Below are 17,667 nucleotides of genomic sequence, written 5' to 3' on the forward strand. Positions count from 1 at the left end.
AAGTCGCGGCGACACCGTAATTGATGTCGCCGCAGGGTGTGAAACTCAGCGAGCGCCGAGCAACGATTGGCTCAGGGATTGAACCAGCAGAGGCTCGGTAACGATCGCTTCATGATCGCATGCCAAGGTCATCGACAGTGCCAGGCACTTCTCGCCAAATGCCGCTTTGAGCTGTTCTTCCAGCAGGTTGACCAGCGCCGGGGACTTGTCTTGTCCCGCCCACCAGCAGTGCAGGGGCACATTCAACGGGCGATAACGAAAGTCCTGTGCGAGCACGTCCAGCTTCTGGCTCACGACTTCGCCCAACGCCAGTTCACGCTCACCCAGCAACAGGCTCGCCAGGTGTTCCGGGCTGTCCTTTAACTGTATTTTGGCCCAGTCGATGAAGCGCGCTTGCTTCTCAAGCGCCGGCAGTTGCTGATAGTGCGCCTCAGCCGTCTGGGCCTGTGCCGGGAACAACCGCTTGAACAATTCCAGTGCATTGCGCGTAGGCGCCGCAGACGCGCCGCTCTGTGCCTGCACGGTCTTCCAGAAGACCTCGACCGAGGCGGGTGGCGGTGTGTCGATCAAGCCCAGGAATGCCACCGTCTCACCCGCAGCTTCCAGGCGATGGGCAACTTCCATGGCCAGGTTGCCGCCCAGGGACCAGCCGGCGAGGGAGTAGGGCCCGTGGGGTTGGACGTTGCGGATATTGGCCACATACAACTCAATCATGTCGGCCCAACTGATATCGTGCCAGGCGCCGTCGATGAAGGCTTTACAGAGCACGCCGTAGACCGGCGCCTGCTCGCGCAGCGCCACTGCCAAGGGTTGGTAGCTGTGGACCATGCCGAAGATCGGATGGAAACAGAACAAGGGCGCTTGCGGGCCTTGATGCTGGTTGAGGCGCACGGTCAGTTGGGCTGACGGCGTCTGCAGGTTCTGGCACAGCGTCTCAAGGTTCGGGTATCCCATGAAGTCGTGCAGGCTGAGTCGGGTGCCGTAGGTCTGGTTGATCAGGCTGACGGCTTGCAACACCAGCAACGAATGGCCACCTAGTTCAAAGAAATTGTCGTGCAAGCCCACTGCGTCAACGTTGAGTACGGTTTGCCAGATACGCGCCATTTGCTGTTCCAGCGCGGTACGTGGCGCAGCGGTAGGGGCCGTCGACAGGACGTCTTGCGGCGGTGGCAAGGCCTTGCGGTCGAGTTTGCCATTGGGGGTCAGCGGCAATCGGTCCAGGATCACCCAATGCCCAGGTGCCATATACGCGGGCAGTTGATCCTTGAGGTGGCTGCGCAGCGCCGCGAGCAAGGCGCGTTGCCCCATTGCCTGTGCGGCGACGGTTGCCACGACATAGCCCACCAACTGTTTGCCGGTTGGACCGTCGGTGGCGATGACCACCGCCTCGCGTACGCCTTCACAGCCTTGCAGGCAGGTTTCCACTTCGCCCAGCTCGATCCTGAAGCCACGGATCTTCACTTGATGGTCAATGCGGCCCACATACTCCACGTTGCCTTCGGCGTTGTAGCGCGCCAGATCACCGGTGCGGTAGAGGCGCTCGCCACCGACCACGAACGGGTTGGGCACGAAGCGCTCGGCGCTCAGGGCAGGTCGTTGGTGATACGCCCGCGCCTGGCCGACGGCACCGCCAATGTAGAGTTCCCCTACCGTACCCCTGGGGGCGGCGCAGAACGCGTTGTCCATCACATACAGGCTTCGACCTGGCAAGGCGCGACCGATGGGAATGCCGTGCTCGGACAAGGTGTCTGGGTCCAGGTTCGAGCATTCCAGGGTGCTTGACACCACTGTCGCTTCCGTAGGGCCATAGGTATTGAGCAGACGCACCGAGCCGAGGCCGGCGGCTTGCCAATGACGCAGGCCTTCGACCGACATGGCTTCGCCGCCGACGTGGATCTGGCGCAACTGGCCATAGGTGCGTGGGCCGGCCGCGGCGCAATCCATGGCAAACAGGTGCCAATACGCCGACGGCAGGTCGGCAATGCTGATGCCGTGGTGCAAGATCTGTTCGTAGAAGGTCGTGGTGTCCCACACGCTTGGGCCGCGCAGTATCACGCGGGCACCCCGGCATAGAGGAGGGTAGAACTGTTCGATGAAACCATCAAAGCTGAAGGTTGCGAACTGCAGGACTCGATCGTCGGCACACAATTGCGAGTAGTCGCCGGCAATGCCACAGAACTCGGTCAGCGCGCCGTGGGTGATGGCCACGCCCTTGGGTTGGCCGGTGGAACCTGAGGTGTAGATGACATACGCGAGGTTTTGCGCAGTTACCTGATGCGGCAGGTTTTCAACGTCAAAGTCCGCCAGTCCATCGGTCAGGTTCAGGGTGTGTATCGAGGCAGGCACCGGCAGGTGTGCCAGTAACGAATCTTCAATCAGCAGCAGCTTCAGGCCGCTGTCCGCGAGCATGTAGCTGAGCCGGTCCTGTGGGTAGGTTGGGTCCAGAGGCACGTAGCCGGCTCCAGACTTGAGGATAGCCAACAGGCCCACGGCCATGTCCAGTGAACGCTCCACCGCCAGGCCCACCAATTGGTCTGGCCCGGCGCCGCATGCGCGCAGCTTGCCAGCGAGCTGGTTGGCCCACGCGTTGAGGGCGCCATAGGTCAGTTGTTGGTCGTCAAGGACGATGGCCACTGCGTCGGGGTTTTTTGCGGCTTGAGCCTCGATCAGTTGGTGGGCGCACTGCTGGGCAGTGGCGTCGATTACGCCGCCCTCTGCATGGCTGATCAAGCCGCGCTGTCGTTCATCGCTTAACACCTGCAGTTGTCCCAGCGCGTGGTCCGGATGCGCCTGCATGCGCTGCAACAACGTGTCCAAGTGCTCGGCCATGTGCTGGACAGTCGTTGGGGCGAAATCGGCGAGGGCATACTCGAAGCTCAATGACAGTGTGTCGCCCAGAGAGACTGCAATGGTCAGTGGGTAGTTGGTGTGCTCGAAATCCTTGACCTCGCCAAACACCAGTTCACCTGGGGCGGCTTGCTGTAACGCTTCGGCCACGGGGAAGTTCTCGAACACCAGAATGTTATCGAACAACGCCTGCGCGCCCAGGGGCGACATGTGCTGGATCTCATGCAGTGGCGTGTGTTCGTGCTCGCGCAGGTTCAGGTTCTGCGCCTGGATCTGCGCCAGCCAGTGGCTCACGCTCTGGTTCGGCTGCGGTGTGGCAACGATAGGCAAGGTATTGATAAACAGCCCCAGCTGGCTTTCGACGCCCGGCAGGTCTGCCGGGCGCCCGGCCACGGTCGCGCCGAACGCTACGGTATCCTGGCCGCTGTAGCGGGCCAGCAAGAGCAACCACGCTGCCTGCACCACGCTGTTGAGTGTGACTTTGTGGTCCCGGGCGAACGCCTCCAGGGCCTGGGTTCTGTCGATGCCAAGCGTGTGCAGATGTACCCCGTGGCCCTGTGCAACAGCACCCTTCTGGTGCCGGCCGCCAAAGGCGTTGGCCACTCGGGTGGGCTCAGTCAGGTGCTGCAATTGCTCGGACCAGAACGCCTGGCTGGCTGCGCGATCCTGGCGTTGCAGCCAACTGATGTAGTCCTTGAAACGTCCGGTTAGTGGCGCAAGGGGCTGGTGTGCGTAGGCTTGCAGTACTTCGCCCATCAACTGCGAATTACTCCAGCCGTCCATCAGGATGTGATGGCTGGTATAGATCAAGTGGTAGGCGCGTTCATCCAGGCGCACGAGGGTCACGCGCAGCAGCGGCGCCTGTTGCAGGTCGAAGCCTTGCTCGCGATCTGCCTGGGCCAAGTCCTCCAGTGCGCTTTGAGTCAGCGCCTGGTTGCGCCAGTCCAACTCACGGACCGGTAAGGTCAGGTGCTTGTGGACACACTGCAGCGGTTGAACCAGCCCGTCCTCCCAGAGGAACCCACTGCGCAAAATGTCGTGGCGTTCGATTACGGTTTGCCAGGCGCGAATGAAACCCGGCGCGTCCAGTCCGTCAATGTCCACGGCCAGTTGGTTGACGTAGGTATCACCACGGTCCTCATACACTGAATGGAACAACATGCCTTGCTGCATGGGCGACAGTGGGTACAGGTCGTCCAGCTGGCGTGCGTCCACGGCCAAGGCGTCCAATTGTCCCTGGGAGATGTTCGCCAGGGGAAAATCCGAAGGCGTGACTGCGCCCGCCTGGGGGCTCAGGCAATGGTTGATCAGGGCGTGCAGTTCGTCACGGTAATCGTCGGCCAGTTGCTGGATGCACGATGCATCGAACATGTCGCGGCTGAACGTCCAGTTCAACTGCAATTGACCGCCGTAGACCTGGCCATTGATGCTCAGCCAGTTATCCAGTGGTGCACTCGGGTCCTGGTTGTCACCGCTGTCTTCGGGGGCAGGGCTGAACAAGGCGTGTTCGTCGAAGCTTTGGTCGAACTGGCCCAGGTAATTGAAGGTAATGCGCGCCGTGGGCAGGGCGCGCAGGGTTTGTTGGGTCTGCGGGTCACCGAGAAAGCGCAGCGCACCGTAGCCAATACCTTTGTCCGGCAGGTTGCGCAGCTGCTCCTTGATCGCCTTGATGGAGTCGGACAGTTGCACGCCTGGGGTAAGCTTTACCGGGAATACGCTGGTGAACCACCCCACTGTGCGGGTCAGGTCCAGTGCGTCGAACAGGTCCTCTCGGCCATGGCCTTCCAACTGGATCAAAGCCGAAGGGGCTTTGGTCCAGCGGCAGATGACACGCGCCAATGCGGTCATCAGCAGGTCGTTGACCTGGGTGCGATAAGCCGCCGGCGCTTCTTGCAACAACTGCCGGGTCAGCTGTGGATCAAGCTGAGTACTGACGAATTGGCCCTGGTTACCGGCCAGGCTGGCGTTACGCCGGGCGCCCGGAAGCGCGTCACTGGCATCCTGCAACTGGGTTTGCCAATAGTGCAGCTGCTCCTGCAACGCCGTACCGCGGGCATACGTTTGCAAATGCTCGGCCCAGGCCTTGAAGGCACTGGTTTTGTCCGGCAGCTTGGGTGCGTGCCCCTGCAACAAAGCGCTGTAGCAGGTTTGCAGGTCCTCTAGGAGGATGCGCCAGGACACGCCATCAACCACGAGGTGATGAACCGTGAGCAACAGGCGCTGGCTGCCGTCTTCCACGTTCACCAACAGCGCCCGCAGCAGCGGGCCCTCTTCCAGGTTCAGGCTACGCTGCGCCTCGTTGCAAGCGTCGAGCAATGCTTGACTGTCGGTGGCCTGTCGTTGCCAGAGCAACGGTTGTCCGGCCGTAGTGATCGGGCGGTGACCTGCTTGCCATTGGCCGCTTTGCGCAGTGAAGCCCAGGCGCAGTGCGTCGTGATGGCGCAGCAGATGCTCCAGCGCCTGGCTCAATGCGTCGGCATCGACCGGTTGGGACGGTATCAGCAGGATCGATTGATTCCAGTGCTGGCGTTCAGGTACCGCCTCGGCAAAAAACACATGCTGTACCGGCGTTAACGGTGAGGCCCCTTGAACCGGACCTTGATCCAGTACGCGAGTGTCGATGGCCTGGGCGACGCCGGCCAGGCCGAGAATGGTCTGATGCTGGAACACATCCTTGGGTGTCAGGCGAATGCCCGCCTGGCGGGCCCGGCTGACCACCTGGATCGATACGATGGAGTCACCGCCCAGCTCGAAGAAGTTATCGGTGAGGCCAACCTGCTCGACCTTGAGCACGTCTTGCCAGATGTTCGCCAAACGTTGCTGGGTATCAGTTTGCGGTGCCACATAGGTGTGCTGGGTGACGCTCAAGTCCGGGGCGGGCAGGGCCTTGCGATCCAGTTTGCCGTTGGGCGTCAGCGGCAGGCTGTCCAGCAGAACCAGATGCTTGGGTAGCATGTAGTCCGGCAGGCACGCCTTGAGGTGGTCCTTGATCTCGGTACGCAGCAGTTCCTGGTCTTTGGCATTGGCGTGGCTGCGGCTTGGGTCCAGCGGCAGGATGTAACCCACCAGTTGCCGGCCGGTGGGGCCATCCATTGCCAGTACCACTGCTTCACCGACGGCGGGATGGTCTTGCAGGCGCGCTTCGATTTCGCCGAGCTCGATACGGTAGCCGCGGATTTTCACTTGATGGTCGACGCGTCCCAAGTATTCGGTGACGCCGTCGGCACGCAAACGCACCAGGTCACCGGAACGGTAGAGGCGCCCACCGTGGCTGAACGGGTCTGCTACAAAGCGTTCGGCTGTGATATCCGGGCGCTGGTAGTAACCACGGGCGAGCCCTTCGCCGCCCAGGTACAGTTCGCCAGCGCTGCCCAACGGTACAGGGTTGAGGTCGCTGTCCAGCACATAGGCTGTGCGAGTGCCGACAATTTTGCCGATGGGCGCGTAGGCCGCCTGGCAGCTCTCATCGCGACCGGCTTTCCAGATCAGCGGGGTCACCACGGTTTCGGTGGGGCCGTAGCCGTTGATGATGAAATGGGGGCGCAGCACGCGCTTGACCAGCTCAAAGCTCGCATTGGGCACCGCGTCACCGCCAAAGCAATAGATGCGCACCGGTGGCGGTTCGGGGAACTGTTCTGCGTATTCCGCCAGCTGTTGCAGGTACACCGGCGGAAAGGCGACGACACTGACTTGATGCTCGTGCAGCGCGGCGTAAGTCTGCTCCACCGACCACAAGCTGTTGTCGCGGATCAGTAAGCGGCCGCCGTGAGTCAGGGTGGTCAGCCAGCGTTCATGGGCACCATCGAAGGCGAACGACATGAAGTGCAGCTCACAGTCCTGGGCGGTCATGCCATATAACTGGCCGATCGCCTGGCAGTGCATGGTCAACGGGCCGTGAGCGACACACACCGCTTTCGGCCGGCCAGTGGAGCCGGAGGTGTAGATCATATAGGCCAGGTGCTCGGGCTCGACCCGGCAAGGCAAGTTGTCGTCGCCGTACGCCTCCAGCCAGTCACTGTCCTGGTCAAGTATCAGGCTGCTGACGCCGTCGGGAATCGGCAGCACGTCGAGCAGGTGATGTTGGGTCAGCAGCAGTTGGATGGCGCTGTCTTCGATCATGAAGGCCAGGCGGTCGCGAGGGTATTGCGGGTCCATCGGCACGTAGGCGCCGCCGGCCTTGAGAATCGCCAGCAGGCCGATGACCATGTCCATCGAGCGTTCAAGGGCGATGCCCACCAGGACTTCTGGCTTGACGCCCAATTCCACCAGTTTGTGTGCCAGACGGTTAGCCCGGCGATTGAGTTCGGCGTAGCTCATTGACTGCGTGCCGAACAGCAGTGCTACAGCATCTGGCGTGTGTCGAGCCTGCGCTTCAAGGGTCTGCTGGACAAAGTCGCCGTGGCCACCGGTGTAATGGCTGCGGTTGAAGTCATGGAGCAGGGTTTGCAGCTCCCCGGGGCTGAGCAACGGTGACTCGCCGATCGCTTGGGCCGGGTTGCGGCACACCGCGTGCAGCAAGTTGAGCCAGTGGCCGCTGATACGCTCCACGGTGGCGGCATCGAACAGGGCAGTGGCATAACTCAGGGTGGCGCTCAAGCCCTGGGGTTGTTCCAGGGTATTGAGGGTCAGTTCGTACTGGGCGGTCTGGCGCTTCCAGGTCAGGTTCTTGACCTTCAAACCGTCAATCGCCGGTGCTACGCCGGCCTCTTCGTATTGGTGGTTGAGCATCACCTGGAACAGCGGGCTGTGGCTCAAGCTGCGCTCCGGTTGCAGCGCCTCCACCAACTGCTCGAACGGCAAGTCCTGATGGGCCTGGGCGCCAAGCGCGCAGGCCTTGACCTGTGCCAGCAACTCCTTGAACGGCATCTGGCTGTGTAGCTGTGCCTGGAGTACCTGAGTGTTGACGAAGAACCCGATCAACCGTTCGGCTTCGGCCCGGGTGCGGTTTGCCACGGGGACCCCGACGCGAATCTGTGGCTGGCCGCTGTAGCGATACAGCAAGGCTTGGAACGAGGCCAGCAGCACCATGAACAGCGTGCAGTTTTCCCGTATGGCCAGTTGCTTGAGCTGGTGGGCCAAGGCTGCATCGATGGGGATTTCATGATCGGCACCGGCTTGGTTTTGCACCGCCGAACGCGGCCGGTCGGCCGGTAGTTGCAACACCGGCTGTTCGCCGCCCAGTTGCGTCTGCCAGTAAGCGAGTTGGCGCTCCTGCTCGCCGGCCTCCATCCACTGGCGCTGCCAGGCGGCGTAGTCGGCATACTGTACGGACAGCGCCGGCAAAGTCGCCTCCACACCACGCAACTGCGCCTGATAAAGGGCAATCAGCTCCTCGATCATGATCGGCACCGACCAGCCGTCCGAGACGATATGGTGCATGGCGACCACCAGCACGTGGTCATCCTCGGCCAGTTTCAACAGGCTGACACGCAGCAGTGGCCCGTGCTCCAGGTCGAAAGGCTGGCTGGCCAGGCGTTCGACGAACCCGTCGATCTGCACCCGCTGCTCGGCAGGCGGCAGACCTTCGGCGTTCTCAACATGCAGGCTGAATGGGCCGGCTGGATGGATCACCTGCACTGCCTGATCCTGGGCCTGGGTGAACGTAGTGCGCAGGCTTTCATGTCGGCTGATCAGCGCCTGGAAGCTGTGGCGCAACGCTTCGATATCCAACGGACCCTGCAATTGCAGGGCGGCCGGAATATTGAACGCGGTGTTGTCGGGGTCCAACTGCCAGAAGAACCACAGGCGCTGCTGTGCGTAAGACAATACCGCCGGCTCCTCGCTGTGCCGCTTGAAGATCGGGGCCACGTTGTACAGGTTGATGCCCTGGCGCTTGAGCAATGTCGCCAGCGCCTTGCGCTCTTTGGACGACAGCGAACCGACGGACGCTAGTAACTCTTGCACGCGAAAATTCCTTATTGGGAAATCAAATCTTCAATATCGTCACTGGACAGGCTCTTGAGCAGCGCCAGGGTCCTGGCGAGTTCGTCCTGCAGGGGGTTGGCTGCGGTTTGCAGGCCCTGAACCTTTTCGGCCAGCTCAAGCAAATGCTCGGCACCAAACAGATCGCGGATCGGTAGCTCCACGCCTAACTGCTCACGTACCCGGACCACCACTTGCGTAGCCAGCAGGGAGTGGCCACCCAGTTCGAAGAAATTGTCGTGCAGGCCGACCCGCTCGACTTTCAACACCTCTTGCCAGATGTGCGCGAGGCGGGTTTGCAGTTCTGTAGCCGGAGCCACGTAGTCGCTATGGGCCAGTGCCGGGTCGGGAGCGGGCAGGGCCTTGCGGTCGAGCTTGCCGTTGGGGGTCAGTGGCAATTGGGCCAGCAGCACCCAGAACGTCGGTTGCATGTAGTCCGGCAGGCTGGCTTTGAGCTGCGCCCTTACGTCTGCCAGGCGCGCTTTCTGGGTGTCCAGGTCGGCGCTGGCCAGCGTTGGGTCGCAAGGGACCAGATAGGCTGCCAGTTGCTTGCCGTTGGCGCTGTCCAGTGTCACCACCAATCCCTCGCGGACCTCGGCGCATTGCAGCAGGCGGGCCTCGATCTCGCCGAGCTCAATGCGAAAACCACGGATCTTGACCTGATGGTCGGCGCGCCCGATGTACTCGATCACGCCATCTGCGCGGTAGTGCACCAGGTCGCCCGTGCGGTACAACCGCCCGCCCGGCTGCTGGCCGAAAGCATCCACCACGAAGCGCTCGGCGGTCAGTGCTGGGCGATCGTGATAGGCACGCGCCAGCAATGGGCCGCCGATGTACAGTTCGCCGACCACCCCGGCCGGGACCGGCTCCAGGTTGTCATCCAGCACATACATGCTGCGGCCACCCAAAGGGGTGCCAATCGGCATCAGCGTTGGCAGCGACCGGACGCCTGAGACGTACTCGGCGCAGTCCAGGAAGCTGGCGGTCACAGTGGTTTCAGTCGGACCGTATGTATTGAGCAGGCGCACATGATTGAGCCCGGCTTGGGCCCACAGTTTCACACCTTCTGGCGGCATGGCCTCGCCAGTGGCACTGACCTGGCGTAGCTGGCCGTAGTCGCGGGGACCTTTGCGGGCGAATTCCTGGGCGATCAGGAACCAGTAGGCGGTGCTCAGGTCTGCCACGGTCATGCCATTGTCGATGACTTCGCGGTAGAAGCTTTCGCTGTCCCAGACCTCATTGCCGCGAATGATAACGCCCGCACCGACGCACAAGGCTGGAAACAGCTGTTCGATAAAGCCATCGAAATTGAGTGAAGAAAACAGCAGCACCCGATCCTGTGCGCTCAATTGGAAGTAGCCGATGGCGACATCGGTATGACCGGTGAGCGCCTCATGGCTGATGTCCACGCCCTTGGGCATGCCGGTGGAACCGGAGGTGTAGATGACGTAGGCCAGGTTCAGCGGGTCGACATGGGTGGCCGGGGCTTCGGTGGCGTAGGCACTGAGGTCGCCAGCGTCCAGGCTGAGGTGGATCACCTTGATGTGGCCAGGGATACTCAGGCGCGCGCCGATGGCCGCCTGGGTGAGCAGCAGGCCGACGCCGCTGTCCTGCATCATGTGGGTCAGGCGGTCTTGCGGATACTCCGGGTCCAGTGGCACATAGGCACCGCCGGCCTTGAGAATCGCCAGCAAGCCGACAACCATCTCAATCGAGCGCTCAAAGGCTACGCCAACGCGTATATCCGGCCCAGCCCCTTCGGCGATCAGCCGGTGAGCCAGGCGATTGGCCTGTTGTTCAAGCTGGCGATAGCTCAGACGCTCATTGCCCAGCAGCAGCGCCACGGCATCAGGGGTCAGGGCCGCTTGCGCCGCGATGCGCTGATGCACGGGCAGCTTGCTGATATGCAGTGCCGGCGGGTTCCAGTCCACCAGGATCTGCTGACGCTCCAGAGGGTGGAGCAATGCCAGATCGGCCAGTGCCTGTTCCGGTTGTTGGCTGATGGCTTGAATCAGGTTCTGCCAATGCTGCGCCATGCGTTGCACGGTGGCGGCGTCGAAGAGTTCGGCATTGTATTCAATGCTGGCGTAGAAGCCCGTGGGGCTGCTGCCGGCATCGATCGACAGGTCGAACTTGGCCTGCGGCAAGTCACTGTCGATGAACTCCAGCACCAGGTCACCCAACTGGAGCAACGTCGCGGTGTTGTCCTCGACCCGCCAGTTGAACAGCGTCTGGAAGATAGGTGCGTGTTCGGCACTGCGCTCGAAGGACAGGTTATCCAGCAGCAGCTCGAAGGGGATGTCGGCATGCTGCAAGGCGGCCTGCGATTCTTTGCGCAAACGACGCAGCAATTCGACCGCGCTCATGCGTGAGTCGAGGCGCGTACGGTAGACCTGGGTACTGACAAAACACCCAACCAGCGCCTGCGTCTCTTCCAGATGGCGTGTCGCGTTGGGGACGCCGACGCAGAAGTCTTGCTGGCCGCTGTAGCGGCTGAGCAGGATCTGCCAGGCCGCCAGGAACACGATGAACGGCGTGATGCCTTCGCGTGCGCAAAGGCTGTCGACCTGCTGCTTCAGCGCTTGGGGCAGTTGGATATGACAGTGCGCGGCGGGCTGGCCGGTCGTCTTCAGGCGAGGTTGGTCGGTGGGCAGTTCGAGCACCGGAAAGTCATCTCCCAGGTAGCTCTGCCAGTAGGCGATGCCGCTTTCCAGCCCTTGGCCACTGGCCTGATTGTCCCGCTGCCACTGAGCGTAATCGGCGTACTGCACCGCCAGTGCGGGCAGCTGTTGGTGTGGGCGGGCGCCGGTGCTGATGCGATAGGCCTCACACAGGTCCTGGACCAGGATCGCGTTGGACCACGCATCGGAAACAATATGGTGCAGTGTGATCAGCAGTGCGTGTTCCTGATCGGCCAACTGCAACAGTTGCGCGCGAAGCAACGGCCCTCGGGACAGGTCGAAGGGCTCAGTGTTCTGGGCCTGGACCTGACGGTCGAGCATGGCTTTGCGCTCGGCGGCCGGGTAGGTGCGCAGGTCTTGGCGATCCAGGCAGAACCGTGCCTGGTGATCGACTTCCTGGAAGGGCTGGCCATTGATCTCAACAAATCGGCTGCGCAGGATCTGATGGCGTTCGATCACGTGTGCCAGGGCGCTTTCCAATGCCTGGGCGTGCAACTGGCCCTTGAGCAGAAACGCCCGAGGCAGATTGTAGGCGCTGCTGCTGGGGTCGTATTGCTGCTCGATCCACAAGCGTTGTTGTGCGTACGACAACGGCGCCGGGAGCGCCGAGTCGCGTGGGCGGATTCGTGGCACGGTGGCCTCGTCGCCCAGTAGCAGGGCCAGCAGTTCGTCGTCTTGAATATCGTGAGTGGCAGTCATTGCATGTCTCGGGCGTTGAGTCAGGGCCGATGGGCCGGTGGTGTGTCGGGGTCAGGCCAGGCTGTTGGCCTGGATCACCTTGCCCAACTCCAGGCGTACCAACTGGTCGGCGACATCGAAGTAACGGTCGTCATGACTGATGACGATGATGGTCTTGCCCAGGCGCTTGAGGTCTGGCAGCAACTCGGTATAGAAAATACGGCGGAATGTCGGGTCCTGGTCGGCCGCCCATTCGTCGAACACCAGCACCGGACGCTCTTCCAGCCAGGCATTGAGCAACGCCAGGCGCTTGCGTTGGCCGGTCGACAGGTCTGTGGTGGTAAAGGCGCCGTCGCGCACACTGACCTTGTGAGCAATCTCCAGGCGCTCCAGGTACTGGTCGACGTCTGCTGGCAGTTGTTTGCCGTGCTCGCCCTGCACCAACTCGTCGAACAGGTAATAGTCAGAGAAGATGGTGGTGAACAGCTGGCGATAGTCATCACGGCTGTGGGCATCGACGGCCTTGCCGTTGAGCATGATGTGCCCTTCCTGTGGCGTGTAGAGGCCCAGTAGCAGTTTGATCATGGTGGTCTTGCCGCAGCCGTTTTCACCGACAATGAACAGGATTTCGCCTTGTTCGATATTCAGGTTCAACGGGCCCAGCTTGAAGGGTTCGAAACCTTCTACAGCCGGGAATGCGTAGCTGACGTTACGCAGCTCCAGGCTTTGTATGCTCTGTTTGGTATGGGGCTGGTCGCTGATCAGCAGATGCGGCTCCGGTGACGAGAACTGCTCCGACAGTTCGGCGATGCGACGGAAGGCGATCTGGGCGCGGCTGACGATCGGAAGCGTGCCGATCAGGTGTTCCAGTGGCCCTTTCATGTACAGCAGCACCAGCACGAAGCCGCTCATGATTTTCTGGTCGACGCTTGGCCAGAACGATTGCAAGGCCAGCGCCAGGCCAATCACTACGAAGAACAGCATCGAACCCAGCGTCTTGGCGATCACGAAAATGTTGATCGATCGAATATGGGTATCACGGATCTTGTTCGCCGTGCCTTCGATGCGGTGGCTGAACATGCGGAAGCGGCGCGGGCGATGAATACGCAGTTCCTTGGCGCCAGCATTCAGGGCGCTGTAATGCTTCTGCAATTCATCCTCGGCTTCGCGTGCAGCGAAGAAGCCCTTGATGCCCATTTGCCGCGCAAGGTACTGCACGGCGCTGCCGATGATGATCGCGATGGTGGTCAGCAAAAACATCTGCCACGACAGCATGGCCAGGTAACCCAGGCAGCCTAGGGTCACAGTGAACGAGATCGCCAGTGGCGCGAAGTCGAAGGCGAAATCACTGATGGTGTTGACGTCATGGGTCAATACCGGAATCAGTCGATGGGCCCGGTAGCGTTCGATCTGTTCAACCGGTGCACACAGCACCTTGGCGCCGAGATCTTTACGCAAGCGTGCAATCACGTGCTGGCCGACATAGTTGGTACCAATGTCGGACACGATCGAACTGACCAGGCCCAGTACACAAAACCCGGCGAAGGCCATGACCATGCTGGAGTTGAGTCCGCCTTCTGTGTGCAGGGTGGTATTGATCGTGGCCAGCAGCGCGGTCACGCACAAGCCGCCCAGGATGCCGAGGGCTATTGAGATACTCAGCGTGACCCAATAAGGCTTGAGCAGACTGAGCACTTCTCGAAAGGCGCTGCGTGGTTTGGCAGTCATGTAAAACGTTCCTCGGCGTTTGGGGTTTTGCGGTGGGTCCGTGGTATCGAACCTTTATGGAACGAAGCGGCAGGTCCTGAATTTAGCGGCGAGTGTGCGATGCGCGACTCGTGCAGTGGTGCGAAGGGAGTGGGTGGGGCGGGAGGGAGGAGGTGGAGCAGGCCATCGACGACGGGGCCGTCGATGGCGGGGCGGGGTCAGAGGTCGCGGACTACGCGAAAGCCGAGCCAATCGCCGCGGGTTTCGACCCAAATCGTGTTGCGATTGCCGGAGCGCGAGAACACTGGCGCTTCGCCCCAGTCGTTGCCGCGGATCTGACGGGCCTTGCAGTCGCCGTCGGCGATCCAGGCGCTGCCATCGGCAGGCGCGCCGACATAGTTCTTGTGCTCGCAGTCGGCGACGAACTCGTAGACGTTGCCGTGCATGTCGTACATCCCGAAGGCGTTGGGCGGGTAGCTGCCGGCGGGCGAGCTGAAGCTGTAGCCGTCAGTCGGGCCGTAGGTGTTGGCGTGTTTGGCGATGCTGTATTGGGTGCCTTCATCGAACGGGAATGGGAAAGGACCGGCGGAGCCCGCACGGGCGGCGTATTCGCGTTGGGCCTCACTGACCAGGTGGTATTTCTGGCCGGTCTTTTTCGACAGCCACGCGACGTACTTCTCGGCATCGTCAACGCTCATGCACACCGCCGGTTGCCGCGGTCCCTGGGCGTAGCGCGGCTTGCTGGCGATGCACTCGCGGCCGGGGCGTTCGTCGCCGTTGGCGATCTTCACGCCGCTCTGGCGCAGGTAGCTGTCCCATTCACCGGCCGTCACATGGAAGCGGCTCATGGCGAAAGGCTTGGCAAAGGTCACTGGGTGCATCGGGCCTTCGTCGGGCTCGCGACCGACTTCATCGTCCGGCGTACCCATGGTGAAGGTGCCGGCGGGCAGCACGACCATTTCCGGGCAATCCTTGCAGTCCTTGAAGACCTTGCCTGGCTGGGATTCGGCGGCGTGGGCCAGGCCTGGCAGCAATGCGCCGCACAGGAGGGTCAGGAGCAGGGCTGTCAGTAGTTTCAGGTGAGTGACAGTGTTCATGCAGGTCTCTCGATCAAAGGAAAAAAGTGCGTCAGACCTGTTGGTTGAGCAAGGTCATGAAGCGTTGGATTTCGTCGCTGTTGTTGAGCAGGCCAGGCGCGGTGCGGATGACCGGGCCAGCATCGCGGTCGACCGCGTCGATCACCACGCGGTGTTTCATCATGGCTGCGGCGAACCGGTCGCAGTCCTGGCCCTTGATCCGGAAGAAGGTGAACCCCGCCGAGAGCTCGGGGCTTTGCGGGGTTACGAGCTCAACCTTTGGGTGCGCCAGCAGGTGCTGTTTGAGCTCGCTGTTGAGCTGATGAATGCGCGCCTGGACCGACGCCTTGCCCAACTGCAGGTGCAGTTTGAAGGCTTCATCCAGCGCCCAGCGATGCTCAAACGCGTGATAGCCGCCCGGCGTCATGGTGGTGGCGAAGTCGGTATCTTCGGAGAAGGTCGGCACCATAGGCGTCACGTCGTTGTTCTGCGCCGAACGGGCGCAGATGATGCCGGTGCCGCGCGGGCCGAACATCCACTTGTGGGTGCCGGCGATGAAGAAGTCGCAGTGCATGTCCGGGAAATCGAGATTTTCCACGCCGAAGCCGTGTACGCCATCCACGACATAAAGGATGCGGTCCTTGTCGTCGCGATTGCGGTTGTGCTCGTCCACCAGCTTGCCGATCTCGCCGATGGGCAGCTTGACGCCGCTGCCGGACTGCACCCAGGTCATGCCCAGCACGCGGGTGTTGGGGCGGATACTGCGTTGGATATTGCTCAGCACTTCGTCGACGGACACCCGGTTGGCGGTGTCGAACAGCGCGATCTTGCGGACTTGGGTGGCTTGCTTGCGCACGCGAAAGTCCAGGCTGTAGTTGGTGGCGTAGTGCTCGTGGGTGGTGGTCAGTATTTCCTGGTCCGGGCGCACATGGATGCCGCCATAAATCATCGCCAGCCCTTCGGAGGTGCTGCCGGTCAGGGCGATCTGCGGGGGCGTAGCCTTCAGGTAGTGGCCGGCCCATTCGCGCACCTGGCCTTCGCGCTTCCAGGTTTCCTGCAGGTCCCAGTCCATGGCCAGCCCAGGGTTGCGGTCGATCTGTGCGCGGTAGCGCTCGATGGCGTCGCGAACCGGTTTGGGGTGTGAGGCCACCAGGAAGTTGGAGAAGTGCAGGTAATCCGGGTCCTGGTTGAACAGTTGCTTGAGTCCCGTCCATGGGTCTTGCGTGGTGGCTGCCTGTGCGTGAGGCAGGATGGCAGCGCCAAGCGGCAGGCTGGCGGCAAATACCCCGGCCTGCTTGAGAAACGTACGGCGGTCGGTCATGGACTGGCTTCTAGGTGGTTAGCGGTTGGCCAATGGTTTGGCGGCTTTTTGTACCTGGTCCCACACCCGCAGGAAGTTGCCTCCCCACAGCTTGGCGATATCGGCTTCGGAGTAGCCGCGCTGGATCAGCTCGGCGGTGACGTTGCGGATTTCGCCGACGTTGTTCCAGCCGTCGATGCCGCCGCCGTCGTTGAAGTCCGAAGACAGGCCAACGTGATCGATACCGATCTTGCGTACGGTGTAGTCGATGGCATCCCCCAGGTCCTTGAGGGTTGCCTTGGGTTCTTTATCCAGGATGCCGTACAGCTCACCGGCGTACTCGCCGAACTTATGCTCGGGCCAGGCCGCGATGATTGCATCGCCGGGCATCAGCGCCATGGCCAGGTTGGGCAGCGGCGGCAGGTCGAAGCGCGCGCGCAGGGCGTTGAGCTTGTCCTGGGTCGGCTGGCTCAATGGGCGCAGGTAGGCGGAGAAGGCCACGATCTGCACTACGCCGCCGCTGTGCTTGATCAACTGCAACTCCTTGTCGCTGAGGTTGCGCGGAATATCCACCGATGCCCGCGGTGCCGAGTGAGAGGCCACCATCGGCGTACGGCTCAGCTGTGCTACCTGCTCCAGGGCCTTGGTCGACATCTGCGACACATCGATGATCACACCCAGGTCGTTGAGGCGATGAACTGCTTGCTTGCCAATGTCCGACAGGCCGTCCAGGGCATCTGCGCTGTCATTGAAAAATGGCAGTGGGCGCGACGAGTCCGACCAGGCGTTGTTGCCGATATAGCTGAAGCCGAACATGCGCATGCCGCGCGCGGCCCAGAGGTCCAGTTGGTTCAGGTCGTTGCCCAAGGGGTAGGCGTTGAGCATGCTCATGAAGATCGCAAACTTGCCCTCGCCATGCAGGCGCCGCAAGTCATCCGGGGTGTAGGCGATGGCGACCTGGTTGGGGAAGTCGCGCACCATAGCGCTGATGATTTTGTAGCGCACTTCCTGTTCCTGGCGTGCCGCCTCGACAAACCCTTCGGTAGGCTTGTGTGGCGCATTGGGGCCGTTCCAGATCTCCGGCCAGCCAAAGATGGTCAGGGCGGCACCGGACAAGCGGCCGCGACTGGCCTTGACCAAGTCGAACTGCTCGCTGCCGTCCTTGTCCGCTTCTTTTCCGGCGGTGCCGAAATCCACCGGCACGGTGATGTGACTGTCGAACGACAGCAGGCGGTCCTGCATTTCGTTGGCCTGCTTGATCACCTCCAGCGAGTAGCCGGCATTGCCTCTGAACCAGTGATCCCAGACCAGCCAACCAGCGCCGACGGCCAGCGCCAGCGGCAGGCCGATATACAGCGCCTTTTTCGAACGTGATTTTGTCATTGCCATCTCAGTCAGTTGAGGCCTTTGCTATCTGGGAAGAACGAGCGATGAACCGGGAAATTTAGGCGGGCGA

The 17,667-nt window shown here is 61.8% G+C and carries 6 protein-coding genes; all 6 read right to left on the reverse strand.

The annotated features are described in order from the left end of the window. Positions 1-45 precede the first annotated feature (45 nt). Positions 46-8,751, reverse strand: coding sequence for a non-ribosomal peptide synthetase (locus PspS35_RS12465; RefSeq protein WP_159934860.1), 8,706 nt, complete (start codon positions 8,749-8,751; stop codon positions 46-48). Positions 8,752-8,762: 11 nt separating this feature from the next. Continuing rightward, the gene (locus PspS35_RS12470; RefSeq protein WP_159934862.1) at positions 8,763-12,149 is read right to left on the reverse strand and encodes a non-ribosomal peptide synthetase; all 3,387 of its coding nucleotides are present in this window, start codon (positions 12,147-12,149) and stop codon (positions 8,763-8,765) included. Positions 12,150-12,200: 51 nt separating this feature from the next. Beyond that, positions 12,201-13,856, reverse strand: a complete 1,656-nt coding sequence (locus PspS35_RS12475) for a cyclic peptide export ABC transporter (RefSeq protein WP_159934864.1) — start codon at positions 13,854-13,856, stop codon at positions 12,201-12,203. Positions 13,857-14,053: 197 nt separating this feature from the next. After that, on the reverse strand, positions 14,054-14,932 hold the full coding sequence (locus PspS35_RS12480; RefSeq protein WP_159934866.1) for a formylglycine-generating enzyme family protein: 879 nt from the start codon (positions 14,930-14,932) through the stop codon (positions 14,054-14,056). 31 nt (positions 14,933-14,963) lie between these two features. Further along, entirely contained in the window at positions 14,964-16,232 is a 1,269-nt protein-coding gene (locus tag PspS35_RS12485; protein WP_159934868.1) for an aminotransferase class V-fold PLP-dependent enzyme, read from the reverse strand. A gap of 18 nt (positions 16,233-16,250) precedes the next feature. Then, positions 16,251-17,594, reverse strand: coding sequence for a pyoverdine-tailoring dipeptidase-like protein PvdM (gene pvdM / locus PspS35_RS12490; protein WP_159934870.1), 1,344 nt, complete (start codon positions 17,592-17,594; stop codon positions 16,251-16,253). Between the last annotated feature and the right edge of the window lie 73 nt (positions 17,595-17,667).

Origin of the sequence: Pseudomonas sp. S35, assembly GCF_009866765.1 — a bacterium.
Taxonomy (GTDB): Bacteria; Pseudomonadota; Gammaproteobacteria; order Pseudomonadales; family Pseudomonadaceae; genus Aquipseudomonas.